Annotated in this window: 17 protein-coding genes; 7 read left to right on the forward strand and 10 right to left on the reverse strand. The window is 61.5% G+C overall.

Features of this window, described 5'->3' with window-relative positions:
- Positions 1-78: 78 nt before the first annotated feature.
- Positions 79-951, forward strand: coding sequence for a pyridoxal kinase PdxY (pdxY, locus tag HU764_RS25355; protein WP_085272148.1), 873 nt, complete (start codon positions 79-81; stop codon positions 949-951).
- On the opposite strand, the gene HU764_RS25360 is transcribed toward pdxY, so the two are convergent.
- Entirely contained in the window at positions 948-1433 is a 486-nt protein-coding gene (locus tag HU764_RS25360) for an acyl-CoA thioesterase (RefSeq protein WP_027592095.1), read from the reverse strand. The genes pdxY and HU764_RS25360 overlap by 4 nt on opposite strands.
- Positions 1434-1756: 323 nt before the next feature.
- Between HU764_RS25360 and HU764_RS25365 the strand changes: the two genes are divergently transcribed.
- Positions 1757-3517, forward strand: a complete 1761-nt coding sequence (locus HU764_RS25365; RefSeq protein ID WP_027592096.1) for a cation:proton antiporter — start codon at positions 1757-1759, stop codon at positions 3515-3517.
- A gap of 157 nt (positions 3518-3674) precedes the next feature.
- Here HU764_RS25365 and HU764_RS25370 read toward each other — a convergent pair whose 3' ends face one another.
- The 5 genes from HU764_RS25370 to zwf all read right to left on the reverse strand — a co-directional run bounded on the left by HU764_RS25370 (position 3675) and on the right by zwf (position 9315).
- Positions 3675-4082: an SMI1/KNR4 family protein gene (locus tag HU764_RS25370; protein ID WP_099455749.1), complete on the reverse strand. Its 408-nt coding sequence runs from the start codon at positions 4080-4082 to the stop codon at positions 3675-3677.
- Between the two features lie 113 nt (positions 4083-4195).
- Positions 4196-5050: a Tim44 domain-containing protein gene (locus HU764_RS25375; protein ID WP_027592098.1), complete on the reverse strand. Its 855-nt coding sequence runs from the start codon at positions 5048-5050 to the stop codon at positions 4196-4198.
- A gap of 113 nt (positions 5051-5163) precedes the next feature.
- Positions 5164-7347, reverse strand: coding sequence for a DNA helicase II (uvrD, locus tag HU764_RS25380; RefSeq protein ID WP_099430829.1), 2184 nt, complete (start codon positions 7345-7347; stop codon positions 5164-5166).
- A gap of 122 nt (positions 7348-7469) precedes the next feature.
- On the reverse strand, positions 7470-7787 hold the full coding sequence (locus HU764_RS25385; RefSeq protein WP_027592100.1) for a hypothetical protein: 318 nt from the start codon (positions 7785-7787) through the stop codon (positions 7470-7472).
- 85 nt (positions 7788-7872) lie between these two features.
- On the reverse strand, positions 7873-9315 hold the full coding sequence (gene zwf / locus HU764_RS25390; protein ID WP_186703059.1) for a glucose-6-phosphate dehydrogenase: 1443 nt from the start codon (positions 9313-9315) through the stop codon (positions 7873-7875).
- Positions 9316-9418: 103 nt separating this feature from the next.
- Here zwf and hexR point away from each other — a divergent pair, with 103 nt between their 5' ends.
- On the forward strand, positions 9419-10285 hold the full coding sequence (gene hexR / locus HU764_RS25395; protein WP_027592102.1) for a transcriptional regulator HexR: 867 nt from the start codon (positions 9419-9421) through the stop codon (positions 10283-10285).
- A gap of 243 nt (positions 10286-10528) precedes the next feature.
- Positions 10529-10747, forward strand: a complete 219-nt coding sequence (locus HU764_RS27795) for a PA3496 family putative envelope integrity protein (RefSeq protein WP_081717438.1) — start codon at positions 10529-10531, stop codon at positions 10745-10747.
- On the opposite strand, the gene HU764_RS25400 is transcribed toward HU764_RS27795, so the two are convergent.
- Positions 10689-11651 carry a LysR family transcriptional regulator gene (locus HU764_RS25400; protein WP_027592103.1) on the reverse strand — a complete coding sequence of 321 codons (963 nt, stop codon included), beginning with the start codon at positions 11649-11651 and terminating at the stop codon, positions 10689-10691. The two genes, HU764_RS27795 and HU764_RS25400, sit on opposite strands and share 59 nt — an antisense overlap.
- Positions 11652-11840: 189 nt before the next feature.
- On the opposite strand from HU764_RS25400, the gene HU764_RS25405 reads away from it, so the two are divergent.
- Both HU764_RS25405 and oadA read left to right on the forward strand, forming a co-directional pair.
- Positions 11841-13256 (forward strand): acetyl-CoA carboxylase biotin carboxylase subunit, encoded by a 1416-nt coding sequence (locus HU764_RS25405; protein WP_027592104.1) that lies wholly within the window; start codon positions 11841-11843, stop codon positions 13254-13256.
- A gap of 11 nt (positions 13257-13267) precedes the next feature.
- The gene (gene oadA, locus HU764_RS25410) at positions 13268-15076 is read left to right on the forward strand and encodes a sodium-extruding oxaloacetate decarboxylase subunit alpha (RefSeq protein WP_027592105.1); all 1809 of its coding nucleotides are present in this window, start codon (positions 13268-13270) and stop codon (positions 15074-15076) included.
- 132 nt (positions 15077-15208) lie between these two features.
- On the opposite strand, the gene HU764_RS25415 is transcribed toward oadA, so the two are convergent.
- Together HU764_RS25415 and HU764_RS25420 are read right to left on the reverse strand one after the other, a co-directional pair.
- On the reverse strand, positions 15209-16030 hold the full coding sequence (locus HU764_RS25415) for an amino acid ABC transporter permease (RefSeq protein WP_085272153.1): 822 nt from the start codon (positions 16028-16030) through the stop codon (positions 15209-15211).
- Positions 16027-16848, reverse strand: a complete 822-nt coding sequence (locus HU764_RS25420; RefSeq protein WP_186703060.1) for an ABC transporter substrate-binding protein — start codon at positions 16846-16848, stop codon at positions 16027-16029. The genes HU764_RS25415 and HU764_RS25420 overlap by 4 nt, the downstream gene beginning before the upstream one ends.
- Before the next feature lie 105 nt (positions 16849-16953).
- On the opposite strand from HU764_RS25420, the gene HU764_RS25425 reads away from it, so the two are divergent.
- The gene (locus tag HU764_RS25425) at positions 16954-17853 is read left to right on the forward strand and encodes a homocysteine S-methyltransferase family protein (protein ID WP_033693890.1); all 900 of its coding nucleotides are present in this window, start codon (positions 16954-16956) and stop codon (positions 17851-17853) included.
- On the opposite strand, the gene HU764_RS25430 is transcribed toward HU764_RS25425, so the two are convergent.
- Positions 17854-18525: a GNAT family N-acetyltransferase gene (locus HU764_RS25430; protein ID WP_186703061.1), complete on the reverse strand. Its 672-nt coding sequence runs from the start codon at positions 18523-18525 to the stop codon at positions 17854-17856.
- Positions 18526-18527 lie beyond the last annotated feature (2 nt).

Below are 18527 nucleotides of genomic sequence, written 5' to 3' on the forward strand. Positions count from 1 at the left end.
CTGGCCTGTCGTACAGGTGGCAATCGAGTTCATACTGCGCTGCGCACAATCCTTGAAACAGCTTTGGAAATCTCCCGCATGAAACGTACCCCGCACCTGCTCGCCATCCAGTCACATGTGGTGTTCGGCCACGCCGGCAACAGCGCCGCGGTGTTTCCGATGCAGCGTATTGGGGTCAATGTCTGGCCGCTCAATACCGTGCAGTTTTCCAATCATACTCAGTATGGCCAGTGGGCAGGCGACGTGCTTGCTCCAGCGCAAATTCCTGCGTTGGTGGAAGGCATTTCCAACATCGGCGAGCTGGGCCACTGCGATGCGGTGCTTTCTGGCTACCTGGGCAGTGCCGAACAGGGGCGGGCGATCCTGGCGGGGGTCGAGCGCATCAAGGGCGTGAACCCCAAAGCGCTGTACCTGTGCGACCCGGTCATGGGCCACCCCGAGAAAGGCTGCATCGTGCCGCAGGAAGTGAGCGAGTTTCTGCTTGAAGAAGCGGCCGCCCGGGCCGACATCCTTTGCCCTAATCAGCTGGAGCTGGACAGTTTTTGTGGCCGCCGTGCGCAGTCGCTGGAAGATTGCGTGCAGATGGCGCGCAGCCTGCTCGCGCGCGGGCCGAGAGTGGTGCTGGTCAAGCACCTGGCGTATCCCGGGCGCGCCGAGGACCAGTTCGAGATGCTGTTGGTGACCGCCGAAGACAGCTGGCACCTGCGCCGCCCGCTGCTGGCTTTTCCGCGTCAGCCGGTGGGCGTGGGCGACCTGACGTCCGGCCTGTTCCTGGCCCGTGTGCTACTTGGCGACACGTGGCTGCAGGCGTTCGAGTTCACGGCCTCGGCAGTGCATGAAGTGCTGCTCGAAACCCAGGCCTGTGCCAGCTACGAGCTGCAGCTGGTGCGGGCCCAGGATCGTATCGCCCACCCGCGCGTGCGCTTCGAAGCGCAGCGCCTGGCGCTTTAAACGGCGTCGGTCTTGAGGTCCTGATAGCGTTTTTCCAGCTCCTGGCGGATTTGCCGGCGTTGCTGGCCCTGCAGGAACCGGCGCTTCTCCTCGCTGCTGTGCGGTTGGCGCGGCGGCACCGCTACCGGGCGGCGGTTGTCATCGACCGCCACCATGGTGAAGAAGCAGCTGTTGGAATGGCGTACCGAGCGTTCCCGGATGTTTTCGGTCACCACCTTGATGCCCACCTCCATCGAGGTGTTGCCGGTGTAGTTGACCGATGCGAGGAACGTCACCAGTTCACCCACGTGCACGGGTTCACGGAAGATCACCTGGTCGACCGACAGGGTCACCACGTAGCTGCCGGCGTAGCGGCTTGCACAGGCATAGGCGACTTCGTCCAGGTATTTGAGCAAGGTGCCGCCATGCACGTTGCCGGAGAAGTTGGCCATGTCCGGGGTCATCAGGACGGTCATGCTCAGCTGGGCGTTTCCAGGTTCCATAGTGTGCTCACGGTGAGGTTGCGCTGAATCGGGGCGGGTATCTTCTGACACGTTCTGTTTCCCCTCTTTGAGTTTGCCTGCCTGGTACGGGACGTTGGCTAATGCGCCATGGTCACGCTGATCACGCCATCGGCGGCGGTTAACCTGCCGATCTGTTTCTACATATTGCACCGGCGTTATGCGGCGGGGTGCGATGTTAACCTGAGTACGCCCATGCAACATGGGCTTTCCTGCATTCAATACAGTATGTACTTGCTGCTCGCTCGGTTTGCCTTGGCAGAGGAGCGGTCTGCCCGGGCATTCGATAAAAGGAGTATCGCGCCATGCATGCCATCAGCTTCATCCAGGACCTGGCAGTGATCATGCTGGTTGCCGGGGTGGTCACGATTCTCTTCCACCGCCTCAAGCAACCCGTCGTGTTGGGCTATATCGTCGCCGGCTTCATCATCGGCCCACACACACCGCCGTTTGGCCTGATCCACGATGAAGACACCATCAAGACCCTCGCCGAGCTCGGGGTGATCTTCCTGATGTTCTGCTTGGGGCTCGAGTTCAGCCTGCGCAAGCTGTTCAAGGTCGGCGCCACAGCGTTTATCGCGGCGTTCCTGGAAATCGTGCTGATGATCTGGATCGGGTTCGAGATCGGTCGCTGGTTCGGTTGGAACACCATGGATTCGTTGTTCCTCGGCGCAATCCTGGCGATCTCCTCGACCACCATCATCGTCAAGGCGCTCAACGACCTGAAGATGAAGAACGAGCGCTTCGCTCAACTGATATTCGGCGTGCTGATCGTCGAGGATATCCTCGGTATCGGCATCATCGCCTTGCTCTCGGGCATCGCCGTCAGCGGCACGGTCAGTTCTGGCGAGGTGTTTTCCACGGTCGGCAAGCTGTCGCTGTTCATGATTGTCGCGCTGGTCATCGGCATCTTGCTGGTGCCGCGGCTGTTGGCCTATGTGGCGAAATTCGAAAGCAACGAGATGTTGCTGATTACCGTGTTGGGCCTGTGTTTCGGGTTCTGCCTGCTGGTGGTGAAGCTGGAGTACAGCATGGTCCTGGGCGCCTTCCTGATTGGCGCGATCATGGCCGAGTCGCGCCAACTGCTGAAGATTGAGCAACTGATCGAGCCGGTACGTGACCTGTTCAGCGCCATTTTCTTTGTCGCCATCGGCCTGATGATCGACCCTCAGGTACTGATCGACTACGCCTGGCCGATCGTGGTCATCACCTTGGCGGTAGTACTTGGCAAGATGCTGTCCTGTGGCATGGGGGCGTTTATCGCGGGCAATGATGGCCGCACTTCGTTGCGTGTCGGCATGGGGCTTTCGCAGATCGGCGAGTTCTCGTTCATCATCGCCGCGCTGGGCATGACCCTGCAGGTCACCAGCGATTTTCTTTATCCGGTGGCGGTTGCTGTTTCGGCCATTACCACACTGCTGACGCCTTATCTGATCCGTGCGGCCGACCCCCTGTCATTGAAGCTGGGTAAGGTGGTGCCGAGCCGTCTGGCGCGTGTGCTGTCGCTGTATGGCGAATGGCTGCGCAACATTCAGCCGCAAGGTGAGGGTGCCATGCTGGCAGCCATGATCCGCCGCATCCTGTTGCAGGTTGGCGTTAACTTGGCACTGGTGATTGCCATCTTCTTCACCGGTGGTTACTTCGCTGGGCGCATTGGCAATTGGCTCAGTGAGTGGTTCACCGATGTCAGCCAGCAAAAGGCGGTGATCTGGGGGGCGGCATTGCTGCTGTCGCTGCCGTTCCTGATTGCGGCCTATCGCAAGCTCAAGGCGCTGTCGATGCTGCTGGCGGAAATGGGCGTTAAGCCTGAAATGGCGGGGCGTCACACCCAGCGTGTGCGTCGTGTGATTGCCGAGGTGATCCCGCTGCTGTCGCTGCTGGTGATCTTCCTGCTGTTGTCGGCGCTGTCGGCGAGCATCCTGCCCACCAGTGAACTGCTATTGGTCATTGCGGTGGTGGCGGCAGTGGTGGTGGCTTTACTGTGGCGTTGGTTTATCCGCGTGCACACGCGCATGCAGATTGCCTTGCTAGAGACGCTGGAGAACAGCCGCGAGAATTCGCACTGAGGGAGGTAATGCTCCCTGCGCAAGATTTCACCGTCGTCCGAGGGGATGGAGCGGTAGCGATGTCGCCAGGCGCAGAAAGCCTGGCGATTTTAGTCGCATTAATGGCTATGAGCCATTGTTTTTCCTAGCGATATTTCTGATGCTTTTGTAGGAATAATCAGCTTTCCAGCCAGACGTCCCGCGCCCAGTGCCAGACCGACTCCCAGCTGTCTTCAAGGACGATTTCTTCTTCGGCGTCCCACAGCACGACAGTGCCGTCTTCTTCCACGCAGTAATAGTTATCACCGTCCTGGCAGATCGGGATCAGTTCGCGCGGCACGCCGGCATCCCAGGCATTGGATGCAACATCTGGCAGGTAGGTATGCGACTGTGGGTCGGTAACCGTGACCGGTTCCAGGGAGCCGTAGACCACATCACTGACGGTCAGCAGAAACTCCTTGAACACGAAGGGAATGTTGATGAACAGCTGCTCTTCGATTTCTACCAGCTGATCTTCATCGGGAAGCTCCAAAGGTACCGGTACCGGTTCATTGGCTTCACGGAGTTGTTCGATCACTTCTTCCACGGTTCACTTCCTCTTACCTGATGACAACGCTGCGCGTTATACCCTAGTAGCCCAGTGTGGCAAAAGCAAAAACCCCGGGACAAGGCCCGGGGTTTTTGTAGTGCGCCTGTCGGTTAGCCGTTTTGACGGATACCGGCGACCAGCCAAGGCTGGTTCTCGCCCTGGGCGCGAACCATGTGCCAGCTTTCGCTGAACACTTCGCCCTGGTCGAAGCGCGAGGTCTTCGACACGCCACGGAAGGTCAGGGTGGCGTCGGTACGGTCGGCGCGGTCGTCTACACCGTCCAGCTGCACTTCGAGGTTGTCGATGTAGGTGGCCTGGAAGCCATCACCCAACTCGGCACGTTCGCGCTTGAGGAACTCGAGCATCTGCGGCGTGACGAACTCGGCGATCTTGTCCATCTCGTTGGCATCCCAGTGCTGCTGCAGCGACTGGAAGTGGCTTTGCGCGGCAGCCAGGAAGCTCTGCTCGTTGAACCAGGCCGGTGCGTTGATCACCGGAGCGGCTGCAGCGGCAGGTGCGGCCGAGCCACCGAAGACCGACGGCTGGGCAGGCTGTGCGTGGGCTTCACGCTGGAACGGCGCATGGCCCGGTGCGGCCATTTGCGGCTGCTGCTGGCGGCGACGCGCGGCAATGAAGCGGAACACCAGGAAGGCGATCAGGCCCATGATCAGGAAGTCCATGATCTGCATGCCCTGGAAGCCGTCACCCATGAACATGGAGGCCAGCAGGCCACCGGCGGCGAGGCCGGCCAGTGGGCCCAGCCAGCGCGAAGCACCGCTGGCGGCAGCCGGTGCACGGCCTGGCGCGGTCGGCGCGGCGGCAGGCGTGGTTGGCGTGGCCTGACGGGTCTGGTGAATAGGCGCGGAGCCCGAGCTCTTGCCGCCGCCGAACCGCTTGGCGTTGGCGTCCAGGCTCAGCGTCAAGCCGACGCAGAGCGCCAGAGCGATGCTAAGAAAACGTTGCATAAGTGGGATATCCCCTGTTGTGGATTGCACGCGCGTCATGGTGCACAGGTTCCCGGGCACATGACCAGCGACATAATGTTTCGAGCTTTTGCCTGAATGTTACAAGGCGCTGCCTACACCGCCTCGAGCTTGGCGTACCCCAGCATCAGCCACTTGCTGCCTTCGGCAAAATTCACCTGCACACGGGCCTGGGCGCCAGAGCCTTCGAAGTTGAGGATAACCCCTTCGCCGAACACCGCATGCTGCACCCGCTGCCCGAGATTGAAGGCGGTTTGCGGAATGTTGGCATTGGCGAACAGGTTGCTGGTGGTGGCCTTCGCCCCGCCGAACGGGCGGCTGACACTGTTGGACAGGCGCACTTCCTGGACCAGGCCTGCCGGAATTTCGCGTACGAAACGCGACACCTTGTTGTAGGTCTCGCTGCCATACAGGCGACGTGTCTCGGCGTAGGTCATGACCAGCTGGCGCATGGCGCGGGTAATGCCCACGTAGGCCAGGCGGCGTTCCTCTTCAAGGCGGCCAGGCTCTTCCAGGCTCATCTTGTGCGGGAACAGGCCTTCTTCCATGCCCACCAGGAACACGTAGGGGAATTCCAGGCCTTTGGCGCTGTGCAAGGTCATCAGCTGAATGCTGTCTTCATGCTCGTCGGCCTGGGTATCGCCCGCTTCGAGCGATGCATGGCCAAGGAAGGCGGAGAGCGGCGAGAGGTCGGCGTCTTCGTCGCTGGACTCGAAGTTGCGCGCAGCGCTGACCAGTTCCTCAAGGTTTTCTACCCGTGCCTGGCCCTTTTCACCCTTTTCTTCCTGGTGATAGAGGATCAGGCCGGACTGTTCGATGGTGACTTGGGTCATGGTATGCAGTGGCATGTCCACAACCTTGGCGGCCAAGCCCTCGATCAACTCGATGAACGCTCCCAGGGCGCTGGCGGCGCGGCCCTTGAGGGCTTTGGCGGCGATCAATTGGCACATCGCCTCCCACATCGACAGCTGGCTGTGGCGGGCGTGGTCGCGGATGGCTTCGACGGTTTTCTCGCCGATACCGCGCGGTGGCACGTTGATGACCCGCTCCAGCGCTGCATCGTTGCCACGGCCTTCGAGCAGGCGCAGGTAGGCCATGGCGTTCTTGATTTCGGCACGTTCGAAGAAGCGCTGGCCGCCGTAGATGCGGTACGGAATGCGTTCGCGCAGCAGGGCTTCTTCCAGTACCCGCGACTGGGCGTTGGAGCGGTACAGAATGGCGATTTCGTTGCGCGCATTGCCTTGCTTGATCAGGCTCTCGATGGTTTCCACCACGTAGCGCGCTTCATCGTGTTCGTTGTAGGCCGCGTACAGGGTCAGCGGTTCGCCTTCGCCCATGTCGGTCCACAGCTCTTTGCCCAGGCGCCCGCTGTTGTTGGCGATCAAGGCGTTGGCGGCCTTGAGGATGCCGCCGGTGGAGCGGTAGTTCTGCTCCAGGCGGATCATCTCGGCGTCGGGGAAGTCGGCTGTGTACTGGTGGATGTTTTCGATCTTGGCGCCGCGCCAGCCGTAGATTGACTGGTCGTCGTCACCCACCGCCATCAGGCTGTCGCCACCGCGCGCGAGCAGGCGCAACCAGGCGTACTGCACGGCGTTGGTGTCCTGGAACTCGTCCACCAGCACATGGCGGAAGCGCCGCTGGTAATGCTCCAGCAGGCCAGGGTGATCGCGCCACAGGTCCAGGGCACGCAACAGCAGCTCGGAGAAGTCGATGACCCCGGCGCGCTCACAGGCCTGTTCGTAGGCGGTGTAGACGTCGCGCATGGTCGACAGGAACAGGTCACCGCCGGGCTGGATATGCTGGGGGCGCAGGCCTTCGTCTTTCTGCCCGTTGATGAACCACTGCGCCTGGCGTGCTGGCCACTTCTGCTCATCGAGGCCAAGCTCGCGCATCACCCGCTTGACCAGGCGCTGCTGGTCATCGCTGTCGAGAATCTGGAAGTTCTGCACCAGCCGGGCTTCCTGCCAGTGCGCGCGCAGCAGGCGATGGGCCAGGCCGTGGAACGTGCCCACCCACATGCCCGCCGGGTTTATCCCCAGCAACTGCTCGATCCGCTGGCGCATTTCTGCCGCGGCCTTGTTGGTGAAGGTCACCGACAAGATCGAGTGCGGCGAGGCCTGCTCGACCTGGATCAGCCAGGCGATGCGGTGCACCAGCACGCGGGTTTTACCGGAACCGGCGCCGGCAAGCACCAGTTGACGCCCGAGCGAGGCGGCTACGGCCTGGCGTTGGGCGTCATTGAGGGAGTTCAGCAGGAGGGAGAGGTCATCTGTGCGCATCGGGCCATTCTAGGGCGAGGCAAGGGATGGGGCAAACGTCTACTGTATAAATGTTCACCCTGCAGGCCCACCGTTCATCCGAGTGCCCGAGCAAGGGCCTGCCTTAAAGGCAGGCCGGGTGCTCAGTAGGTCACCATGATCTCGCTGATGCTGGTGATCAGGGCGCCATCGTGAAAGATGTCTACCTTGGGGATGTTGCTGTGGTCGCCTGGCATGTTGAAGCTCACCGGCTTTTGCGTGACCACCTGTGGATAAATGCCTTGGTCGGTTTCGAGCGTCAATTCAAGTGCCAGCGCGAAGGACTTGTCTTGTATCTTGCGCAGGCTCAGGGTCGGGTGGATACCGGGGTGGCCAACCATGACGCTGCCGGATACGCGAAATGCGGTAGCGCCAGGCATGTTGTCCATCTGGGCAACCCAGCCTTTAGTGTCGAGGGTCATGTTTCTGTTCTCCGAAGTTGCGCGACGAAGTGCCGCGTGAGCACAGGGTCATGCACCCACGAACATCATCGCAGCCAGAAACAGTTCAGCTGTGCCAATGCCTGCCCTGGTGCGCCAGCAGGCTGTTGGCCTGCTCAGGCCCGTTACTGCCAGCCGCGTAGGGGCGTGGGGCCTGGAAGTGCTCCTCCCAACCCTTGATGATCGGGTCGATCCAGGCCCAGGCCGCTTCGACCTCATCGCGGCGCATGAACAGCGTCGAATCACCCTCCAAAATGTCCAGCAACAGGCGTTCATAGGCGTCCCAGCGGCGCGTCTGGCCAAATACCTGAGCCAAGTTCAGGTCCAGGTCGACCGGCTCTAGGCGCATGCCCTTGCCAGGGCTCTTGGTCATCATGCGCAAGCTGATACGTTCTTCAGGCTGCAGCTGGATCAGCAGCTGGTTGACCTGGCCGCCGTTGAACAGCTCGTGGGGCACTGGCTTGAACTGGATGACGATCTGCGACGAGCGCCGCGCCATGCGTTTGCCGGTGCGCAGGTAAAAGGGCACGCCGGCCCAGCGCCAGCTATCGATGTGGGCCTGCACGGCAACGAAGGTCTCGGTGTCGCTGTCGTTGTCCACGTCTTTTTCGAAGTAGTACGCCGGCACTTCCTGCCCGCCGATGCGCCCGGCGCCATATTGGCCGCGTACGGTGGTGTCCTGTACGTCCTGGCCGGTGATCGGCTTCAGGGCACGTAGAATCTTCACTTTCTCGTCCCGCACCGCCTCGGCCTCGAACTGCGCCGGCGGCTCCATGGCCACCAGGCACAGCAACTGCAGCAGGTGGTTTTGCAGCATGTCGCGGGTTGCGCCAGCGCGGTCGTAGTAGCCGCCGCGGTTCTCCACACCCAGGGTTTCGCAGACGCTGATCTGCACATGGTCGACCTGGCTGTTGCGCCAGACCGGCTCCAGCAGGGCGTTGGCGAAACGCAGGGCCATCAGGTTCTGCACGGTCTCCTTGCCCAGGTAGTGGTCGATGCGGAACACCTGGGTTTCCTCGAACACCGCGCCAATCGCTTCATTGATGGCTGTGGCGGACGCGTGTGAATGGCCAATCGGTTTTTCCAGCACGATACGGGCCTCGGGGTCGGCCAGGCCGGCGATGCGCAGGTGGTTGGCGATGGGCACGAACAGGTTGGGGGCGGTGGCCAGGTAGAAGATCCGCGTCAGCCCGCCGGGCTCGCCGAGGTAGCGTGCCAGGCGGCCGAAGTCGGCGCTTTGCGCAGCGTCCATGGCGAAGTAGTCGAGCCGGGCGGAGAACCGCTGCCAGACCTCTTCGTCGAAGTCATTACGGGCAATTTGCGCCCGGCAGTGGCGCTCGGCGAGCTTCAGGTAGTCGTTACGTGGCAGGTTGCGCCGCGCCAGGGCGATGATCCGCACGGCGTTGTTCAGGCGAGCCTCGCGAAACAGGTGATAGAGCGCTGGAAGCAGTTTGTGCAGGGCCAGATCGCCGGTGCCACCGAAGACCAGAATGTCGCAAGGAATAGTCAAACCACCACTCTCCACGTTCGTTTAACTGGGCGGGTTGGCGCCCATGTAGTATAACTACAAGAAAGCTACATCCCGGCCAGCCGATCATAACCGAGTCCAGCCCGTGAATCTGTTGCAACATATCGCCCAATCGCGCCACCTGCTGCGCAAATCGGAACTGAAAGTGGCCGACCACGTGCTGCTAGACCCGGCTGCCGTCATGCACAGCTCGATGGCCGACTTGGCGCACAACGTGGGTATCAGTGAACCGACCATCGTGCGTTTCTGCCGGGCGATAGGTTGTTCAGGTTTCCAGGACCTCAAGTTGAAGCTGGCGCAGAGCCTGGCCGCCGGGGCCAGTTTTGGCCAGTTCGCGATCCATGAAGATGATTCGGTCGCCGATTACAGCCTGAAGATCTTCGACACTACCTTGCACACGCTGATGGAAGTGCGCGAGCACCTCGACCCGCAGGCGCTGCAGCAGGCCGTGAGCGCGATGGCGCAGGCGCAGCGTGTGGAGTTCTACGGTTTTGGCGCGTCCGGCGCGGTGGCTGCCGATGCCCAGCACAAATTCTTCCGCCTGCTGCTCAGTGCCGCCGCCTATTCCGACCCGCACATGCAGGCCATGTCGGCGGTCACCTTGAAGCCAGGCGATGTAGCGGTGTGCATTTCCCAGTCGGGCCGTTCCAAAGACCTGCTGATCACCGCCAACCTGGTGCGTGAAAGTGGCGCCAACCTGATCACTCTGTGCCCGAGCGCAACCCCGTTGGCGGAGCTTTCCACCGTCAACTTGGCGATCGACGTGCATGAAGACACCGAGATCTATACCCCGCTGACCTCCCGCATTGCGCACCTGGTGGTGATCGATGTGCTGGCCATGGGCGTTGCCATGGCGCGTGGGCCGAGCCTGGTCAACCACCTCAAGAGCGTGAAGCGCAGTTTGCGCAGCCTGCGGTTGTCGCCCAAGTCGATCAAGGCTACCGACGACTGACCCTCGCGATCATCTGCACGGCCCTTTGTAGGAGCAGCCTGGCGCTGCGAAGAGGCCGGTGAAAACGCCATGAATCTTCGCTGCTATCAATGGCCTCTTCGCAGCACAAGGCTGCTCCTACAGCGGGGGCAATGTCCGAGCATGAAGCCAGCGAAAATTCATGGTTTTGTAACCTCCCCACCGCAAAACCGTAAACCGCCAGCGCCAGTCTGAAACTCCCGCATCCTAACTGGGAGACAGGCAATGGCTCGTGACTTCGACGGTACGTACCAACCCAACGCCAAGGCTCGCAAGCAGCAGGAAAAGGATCAGCGCCGCATGGAGTATCGCCGCGCGATCGAAAGCTACTGCGACCAGCGTCAATTGCTTCGTGACTTGGCCGACTACCCTGAGCTACAAGCACTTACGGTGTGGCAGGCGTCGGCAGCGACTTCCCCGAAAAACGCTCCACAATTGCGCTGATAAGCACGCGTTCGCTGCGGATGAACGCTAAAAATGCCAGGGCCACCGGTGACTGCCGCTTGGCCTTGGCCTGTACCACGCACCAGCTTCGGTACAGCGGCAGTTCCTCCACCGGCAACTCTTTCAGCACCCCCGTGGCCAGCTCCATGTTCAACGCATGGCGGGTCAGCAGGGCGATGCCCAAGCCTGCGATCACACACTCGCGCTGGGCATCGGCCGAGGCCACTTCGAGGGTCTGGGTGAAGTGCACGCGCTTGTCCTTGAAGTACTCCTCGCACGCCTTGCGGGTGCCCGAGCCTTGTTCGCGGACCAGCAGGGTATGAGGCTCAAGGTCTTGCAGGCGCAGGTGCTCGAGCTTGCACAGTGGATGGTCCGGCGGTGCCACGGCGACGATCGGGTTGTTCAGGAACGGCAGGAATTCCAGGCCCATGTCCTGCGGCACCATGGACATGATGATCAGGTCGTCACGGTTGTCCGAAAGGCGCCGGATCGCCTGGGCGCGGTTGACCACCGTGAGCGTCAGGTTGACCTCCGGGTGTCGTTGCTTGAAGGCGGCGAACAGGTGTGGCACGAAGTACTTGGCACTGGACTCGATCGCCAGCTTCAGCTGCCCTTGCAGTGAGCCCTGCATGTCCGACAGTTGCATGTCGAGGCTTTCTAGCCGGCCGAAGATGTCGCGGCTGGCGCGCTGCAGCGCTTCGGCCGCTTCGGTCAGGTAGAGCTTCTTGCCGACGTACTCGAACAGCGGCTGGCCGATCAGTTCTTCAAGCTGGCGGATCTGTAGACTAACGGCGGGTTGCGTGAGCGCCATCTCCTCGGCCGCGCGGCTGTACGAGCGCAAATCGCACACTTCGTTGAAGATCTGTAACTGACGTAAAGTCATACGCATCAAGGACTTACGCATTTTAATCCAGGCTCCGGCAAAACCTTGTTACGGCACTATAAGCTTTTGCTAATACTGCCCCTAACAAATATTGATTTTTGTTTATCGACCTACAGCGCTAGGGTGAATGTGCGACTGGCCAGCAACGTCTGGTCACGCGCCGACCGGTAGAACCGGCTCGACTGTTCCTACGGCTTTGGGAAGACTCCAGTGATAAAAAAAATCCTGATCGCCAACCGAGGTGAAATCGCAGTTCGGATCGTGCGTGCCTGCGCCGAGATGGGCATTCGCTCGGTAGCGATCTATTCCGACGCCGACCGTCATGCGCTGCACGTGAAGCGCGCTGACGAGGCCCACAGCATCGGTGCCGAGCCGCTGGCCGGGTACCTGAACCCGCGCAAGCTGGTGAACCTCGCTGTCGAAACCGGTTGTGATGCCCTGCACCCGGGTTACGGTTTCCTGTCGGAAAACGCTGAACTGGCAGAGATCTGCGCCGAGCGCGGGATCAAGTTCATCGGCCCGGCTGCCGAAGTCATTCGCCGCATGGGCGACAAGACCGAAGCGCGCCGCACCATGATCAAGGCCGGCGTCCCGGTCACACCGGGCACCGAAGGTAACGTTGCCGATATCCATGAAGCCCTGAGCGAAGGTGACCGCATCGGTTACCCGGTGATGCTCAAGGCCACCTCCGGCGGTGGCGGCCGCGGTATTCGCCGTTGCAACAGCCGTGAAGAGCTGGAGCAGAACTTCCCCCGAGTGATTTCCGAGGCTACCAAGGCCTTCGGTTCGGCGGAAGTGTTCCTGGAAAAGTGCATCGTCAACCCCAAGCACATCGAGGCGCAGATTCTCGGTGACAGCTTTGGCAACGTGGTGCACCTGTTCGAGCGCGATTGCTCGATCCAGCGCCGCAACCAGAAGCTCATCGAGATCGCCCCAAGCCCACAGCTCACCCCCGAGCAGCGCGCCTACATCGGCGACCTGGCGGTGCGTGCAGCCAAGGCTGTGAATTACGAAAACGCCGGTACCGTGGAGTTCTTGCTCGCCGATGGCGAGGTGTACTTCATGGAAATGAACACCCGGGTGCAGGTGGAGCACACCATCACCGAGGAAATCACCGGCATCGACATCGTGCGTGAGCAGATCCGCATCGCATCGGGCCTGCCGCTGTCGGTCAAGCAGGAAGACATCCAGCACCGCGGCTACGCGCTGCAGTTCCGGATCAACGCCGAAGACCCGAAAAACAACTTCCTGCCCAGCTTTGGCAAGATCACCCGTTACTACGCACCCGGCGGCCCAGGCGTGCGCACCGACACGGCCATCTACACCGGCTACACCATTCCGCCGTTCTACGACTCCATGTGCCTGAAACTGGTGGTCTGGGCATTGACCTGGGAAGAAGCCATGGACCGCGGCCTGCGGGCCCTGGACGACATGCGCGTGCAAGGGGTGAAGACCACTGCAGCGTATTACCAGGAAATCCTGCGCAACCCGGAATTCCGTAGCGGCCAGTTCAACACCAGCTTCGTCGAAAGCCACCCTGAACTGACCAACTACTCGATCAAGCGCAAACCCGAAGAGCTGGCCCTGGCCATCGCCGCCGCCATCGCCGCCCACGCAGGCCTGTGAGGAACCTAATAATGTCCAAGAAAATCCACGTAACCGACACGATCCTGCGCGACGCCCACCAGTCCCTGCTGGCCACCCGCATGCGTACCGAAGACATGCTGCCGATCTGCGAAAAGCTCGACAAAGTCGGCTACTGGTCGCTGGAAGTCTGGGGCGGTGCCACCTTCGACGCCTGTGTGCGCTTCCTCAAGGAAGACCCGTGGGAGCGCCTGCGCAAGCTGCGCGCCGCGCTGCCCAATACCCGCCTGCAAATGCTGCTGCGCGGCCAGAACCTGCTGGGCTACCGCCACTACAGCGATGACGTGGTCAAAGCCTTTGTCGCCAAGGCCGCCGTCAACGGCATCGATGTGTTCCGCATCTTCGACGCCATGAACGATGTGCGTAACCTGCGCGTGGCCATCGAAGCGGTAAAGGCCGCCGGCAAGCACGCCCAGGGCACCATCGCCTACACCACCAGCCCGGTGCACACCATCGAAGCCTTCGTGAACCAGGCCAAGCAGATGGAAGCCATGGGTTGCGACTCGGTGGCGATCAAGGACATGGCCGGCCTGCTGACCCCGTTTGCCACGGGCGAGCTGGTCAAGGCACTGAAGGCCGAGCAGTCGCTGCCGGTGTTCATCCACTCCCACGACACCGCTGGCCTGGCTGCCATGTGCCAGCTCAAGGCTGTGGAAAACGGTGCCGACCACATCGACACCGCAATCTCCAGCTTCGCCTGGGGCACCAGCCACCCGGGTACCGAGTCGATGGTCGCGGCGCTCAAGGGCAGCGAGTTCGACACCGGCCTGGACCTGGAGCTGCTGCAGGAAATCGGTCTGTACTTCTACGCCGTGCGCAAGAAGTACCACCAGTTCGAAAGCGAGTTCACTGCGGTGGACACCCGCGTGCAGGTCAACCAGGTGCCGGGCGGCATGATTTCCAACCTGGCCAACCAGCTCAAGGAGCAGGGCGCCCTCAACCGCATGAACGAAGTGCTGGCGGAAATCCCGCGGGTGCGTGAAGACCTCGGCTTCCCTCCGCTGGTCACCCCGACTTCGCAGATCGTCGGTACCCAGGCGTTCTTCAACGTGCTGGCCGGCGAGCGCTACAAGACCATCACCAACGAGGTGAAGCTGTACCTGCAAGGCGGTTACGGCAAGGCCCCGGGCGTGGTCAACGAGCAACTGCGCCGCCAGGCCATTGGCAGCGAAGAAGTGATCGACGTGCGCCCGGCCGACCTGCTCAAGCCAGAAATGACCAAGCTGCGTAACGACATCGGCGCCCTGGCTCGCTGCGAAGAAGACGTGCTGACCTTCGCCATGTTCCCGGACATCGGCCGCAAGTTCCTCGAAGAGCGTGAAGCCGGCACCCTGACCCCCGAAGCCCTGTTGCCGATCCCGGAAGCCGGCGCTATTGCCGCACCTGGCGGCGAAGGCGTGCCGACCGAGTTCGTCATCGACGTGCACGGCGAAACCTACCGTGTGGACATCACCGGTGTGGGCGTCAAGGCAGAGGGCAAGCGTCACTTCTACCTGTCGATCGACGGCATGCCGGAAGAAGTGGTGTTCGAGCCGCTCAACGAGTTCGTCGGCGGCGGCGGCAGCAAGCGTAAGCAGGCCACCGACCCTGGCCATGTCAGCACCACCATGCCTGGCAACATCGTCGATGTACTGGTCAAGGAAGGCGATATGGTCAAGGCCGGCCAAGCCGTGCTGATCACCGAAGCCATGAAAATGGAGACCGAAGTGCAGGCAGCGATCGCCGGCAAAGTCGTGGCCATCCACGTGGCCAAGGGCGACCGCGTGACCCCGGGCGAGATCCTGATCGAGATTGAAGGTTGATAAAAACCTTTAGCTAAAAACGGTTTACCTCTGGGGAGCGGATGCTCCCCTTTTTTATGCATTAAATTGCATATTTTTAGCGATGCATGGCGAAGATATGCAATTTAATGCATATCTGTACGATGCCGGCTTTCAGTGCTGATAGCCCTTGCCAAAATGCCGCTCCAGCTTGGCCTGCACCAGTTCCAGCAAAATCGACAGTACCCAGTAGATCACCGCTGCGGTCGTCAGCATCTCCAGGTAGCGGTAGCTGGAACGGCCATAGGACTGGGCCAGGAACATCACTTCCCACACGCCCATCACCGAAATCAGCGACGAGTCCTTGAGCATCGAGATGAACTGGTTGGCGCTTGGCGGGATGATGGTGCGCATGGCCTGGGGCAGGGTGACGTGCCAGAAGATCTGCGCAGGGCCGAGGCCTAGCGCCATCGCCGCCTGGCGTTGCCCGGGTGCCACGCCAAGAATGCCGGCTCGGAAGATTTCGCTGAGGTAGGCGCCATAGTTCAGCGACAGGGCGATGATGCCGGCACTGATGGCCCCAGGCACCACACCGAGCTGCGGCAAGCCCAGGTAGATCAGCAGGATCTGGATCAGCAGCGGTGTGCCACGGAAGAATGACGTGTAGAAGCTGGCGATGCCCAGTAGCACTGCGCTGCTCGACAGGCGTGCCAGCGCTGCAGCGAAGCCCAGTGCCACGGAAACGACGATGGAGCACACGCACAGGAACAGGGTCAGTGCCGCGCCTTGCAAGAACCCGTTCGGCCCCAGCTTGAACCCCGCCAGATACGGGAATTTCTCGACAATGATCGAAAACTTGAGATCAAAGCTCAGGAAAAACGCGGCAAACAGCACAAACAGCCCAACCCAGGTCAGGTATAGGCGTGTGCGGAATCCGAACAGTCCAGCGCCCGAGGTTTTGGCAGTCGGGCGAGGGGCAGGTTGATGAGCACTCATTTACTGATATCGGCGCCGATCCATTTCTGGGACAGCTTGGCCAAGGTACCGTCGGCCTTGAGCTCGGCGAAAACTTGGCGCAGCTTGGCATCCCACTCCGGGTCGCCTTTTTCGATGGCCACCGAGTTGGGTTCTTCATAAAGCGGCGCGCCGGCCAGTTTGAAGCGTTTGTCCTGGTCGAGGCGGGGCTGGGCGGTGACCAGGTTGGTCAGGATCGCGTCCAGGCGCACGCCGGCACCCAGGCCCAGGTCCTGGAAGGCGACGTTGTCGGTGTCGTAGGGGGCGATTTGCACCATTTCGAAGGGGTAATCGATTTTTTTGTCTTCGTTGCCTTCGATGACCAGGTTCTTGTTCAGGTAGCTCTCGTAGCTGGATGCGCTGGTCAAGCCGACCTTGCGGCCATCCAGGTCCTTGGCCGAATGAATGCGATCGTCCTTGGCGTTGACCACGATCACGGCGGGTGAGGCGTAGTACTCGACCGGGAAATCAAACACCTCGGCGCGCGCCTTACTTGGCGTCATGGAGCAGATGCAAAGGTCGTAGCGGCCACTCCAGCGGCCCGCGGCAATCACATCCCAGGACGGCGTTTCCAGGCGCAGCTTGACGCCCAGTTTTTCGGCGACGGCCTTGGCCACCTCCACGTCAAAACCATCGAGCTGGTTCTGCGCGTTCAGGAACGAGAACGGCGGATAGCTTTCCATCAGCACGTTGACCATTTCCTTGCGCGATTCCACTCGGTCCAACGTGGCGCCTGCGAAGGCTTGAGTGGTGGCACACAGGGCGATGAGGCCGGTGCCGAGCAAGGTAAGCAAGCGCATGGAAGTACCTGAAAAAGTTGTTGGACAATCGGTGCTGGGTATTTAATAGTTATAACAAGTTACACACTAATGAATTTTATTCATAAACATATAAGTGATAGTCATATGGGCGAACGATCGCTGGTAATTCTGGATGGCGGTATGGGGCGAGAGCTGCAGCGTCGTGGTGCGCCGTTTCGGCAGCCCGAGTGGTCAGCGCTGGCCTTGAGCGAAGCACCTGAGGCGGTGCTGGCGGTGCATACGGCGTATATCGAGGCCGGGGCTCAGGTCATCACCAGCAACAGCTATGCGGTAGTGCCCTTCCATATTGGTGAAGAGCGGTTCGCCCAGGAAGGGCGCACCTTGGCTGCAACGGCGGGGCAATTGGCCCGTGCGGCAGCCGATGCGGCTGCCGCGCCGGTACGCGTGGCCGGTTCGCTGCCGCCGTTGTTCGGCTCTTATCGCCCGGACCTGTATCAGCCCGAGCGCGTCGCCGAAGTGCTGACCCCCCTGCTGGCAGGCCTGTCCCCCTACGTGGACCTGTGGCTGGCAGAAACCCAGAGCTCGATCGAAGAAGTTCGGGCCATCGGCGCGCAACTGCCCCAGGACGGCAGGCCGTTCTGGGTATCGTTCACGCTGCAGGACGAAGGTGACATCGACGTGCCGCGGCTGCGTTCCGGACAAACGGTCGCCGACGCGGCCGAAGCGATTGCCGGGCTGGGTGTCAGTACGCTGTTGTTCAACTGCAGCCAGCCTGAGGTGATTGGCGCGGCGCTGGATGTAGCGCGCGAGACGTTCGAGCGCCTGGGCGTGGACATCGCCATCGGCGCCTACGCCAATGCCTTCCCGCCACAGCCCAAGGACGCCACCGCCAACGATGGCCTCGATGAGCTGCGTGAAGACCTTGACCCACCGGGCTACCTGAGCTGGGCCAGCAACTGGCGGCAACGCGGCGCGAGCCTGCTCGGCGGTTGCTGTGGGATTGGCCCGGAGCACATTTCGGCGCTCAAGGCCAACCTGGCCTGATCACCCGTTGCGGCAGGCTTCCAGCGTCCTGGCTTGCCCCTCAGGGCGCTGGTTGTCGGCACTCAACCAGCGCTCGAACCCTGCCGCTACCTGTGGCCATTCATCATCGGTAATCGAGTACCACGCGGTGTCGCGGTTGTGGTCCTTGACCACCAGGTGCTTGCGGAAAACCCCTTCGTAGACAAAGCCAAACCGTTCTGCCGCGCGCTTGGAGCGGGCATTGGCGTTGTTGCACTTCCACTCGAGCCTGCGGTTGCCCAGCTCGAACGCCCGCTTGCCCAGCAGGTACACCGCTTCGGTGCCCTTGGGCGTGCGCTGCATGGCGGCGCCGAAGGCGATGTGGCCGATCTCGATGCGGCCATGGTCGGGCACGATCGACATCAGGCTGAGAATGCCCTGGGCCTGGCCGGTGGGGCGGTCGATGACGGTAAAGAACAACGGGTCCGGGCTGGCGGCATTGCCTTGCAGCCAGCGGTCGAAGGCGCCGCGTTCCGGGAATGGCCCATAAGGCAGGTAATCCCACAGAACCGGGTCGGCATCCGGGCCTTGCAGTACGTCCCAGAGGTCGTCGCCGTGGCGTGCCGGGTCGAGTTTTTCCAGGCGGATGAAGCGGCCCTCGATGGGCGCTGCCGTGGGCGCGGTGGCGGGTTTCCAGTTCAGTGCGTCAGTCATGT

The sequence above is a fragment of the Pseudomonas kermanshahensis genome (genome assembly GCF_014269205.2).
In the GTDB taxonomy this organism is placed as follows: domain Bacteria; phylum Pseudomonadota; class Gammaproteobacteria; order Pseudomonadales; family Pseudomonadaceae; genus Aquipseudomonas; species Aquipseudomonas kermanshahensis.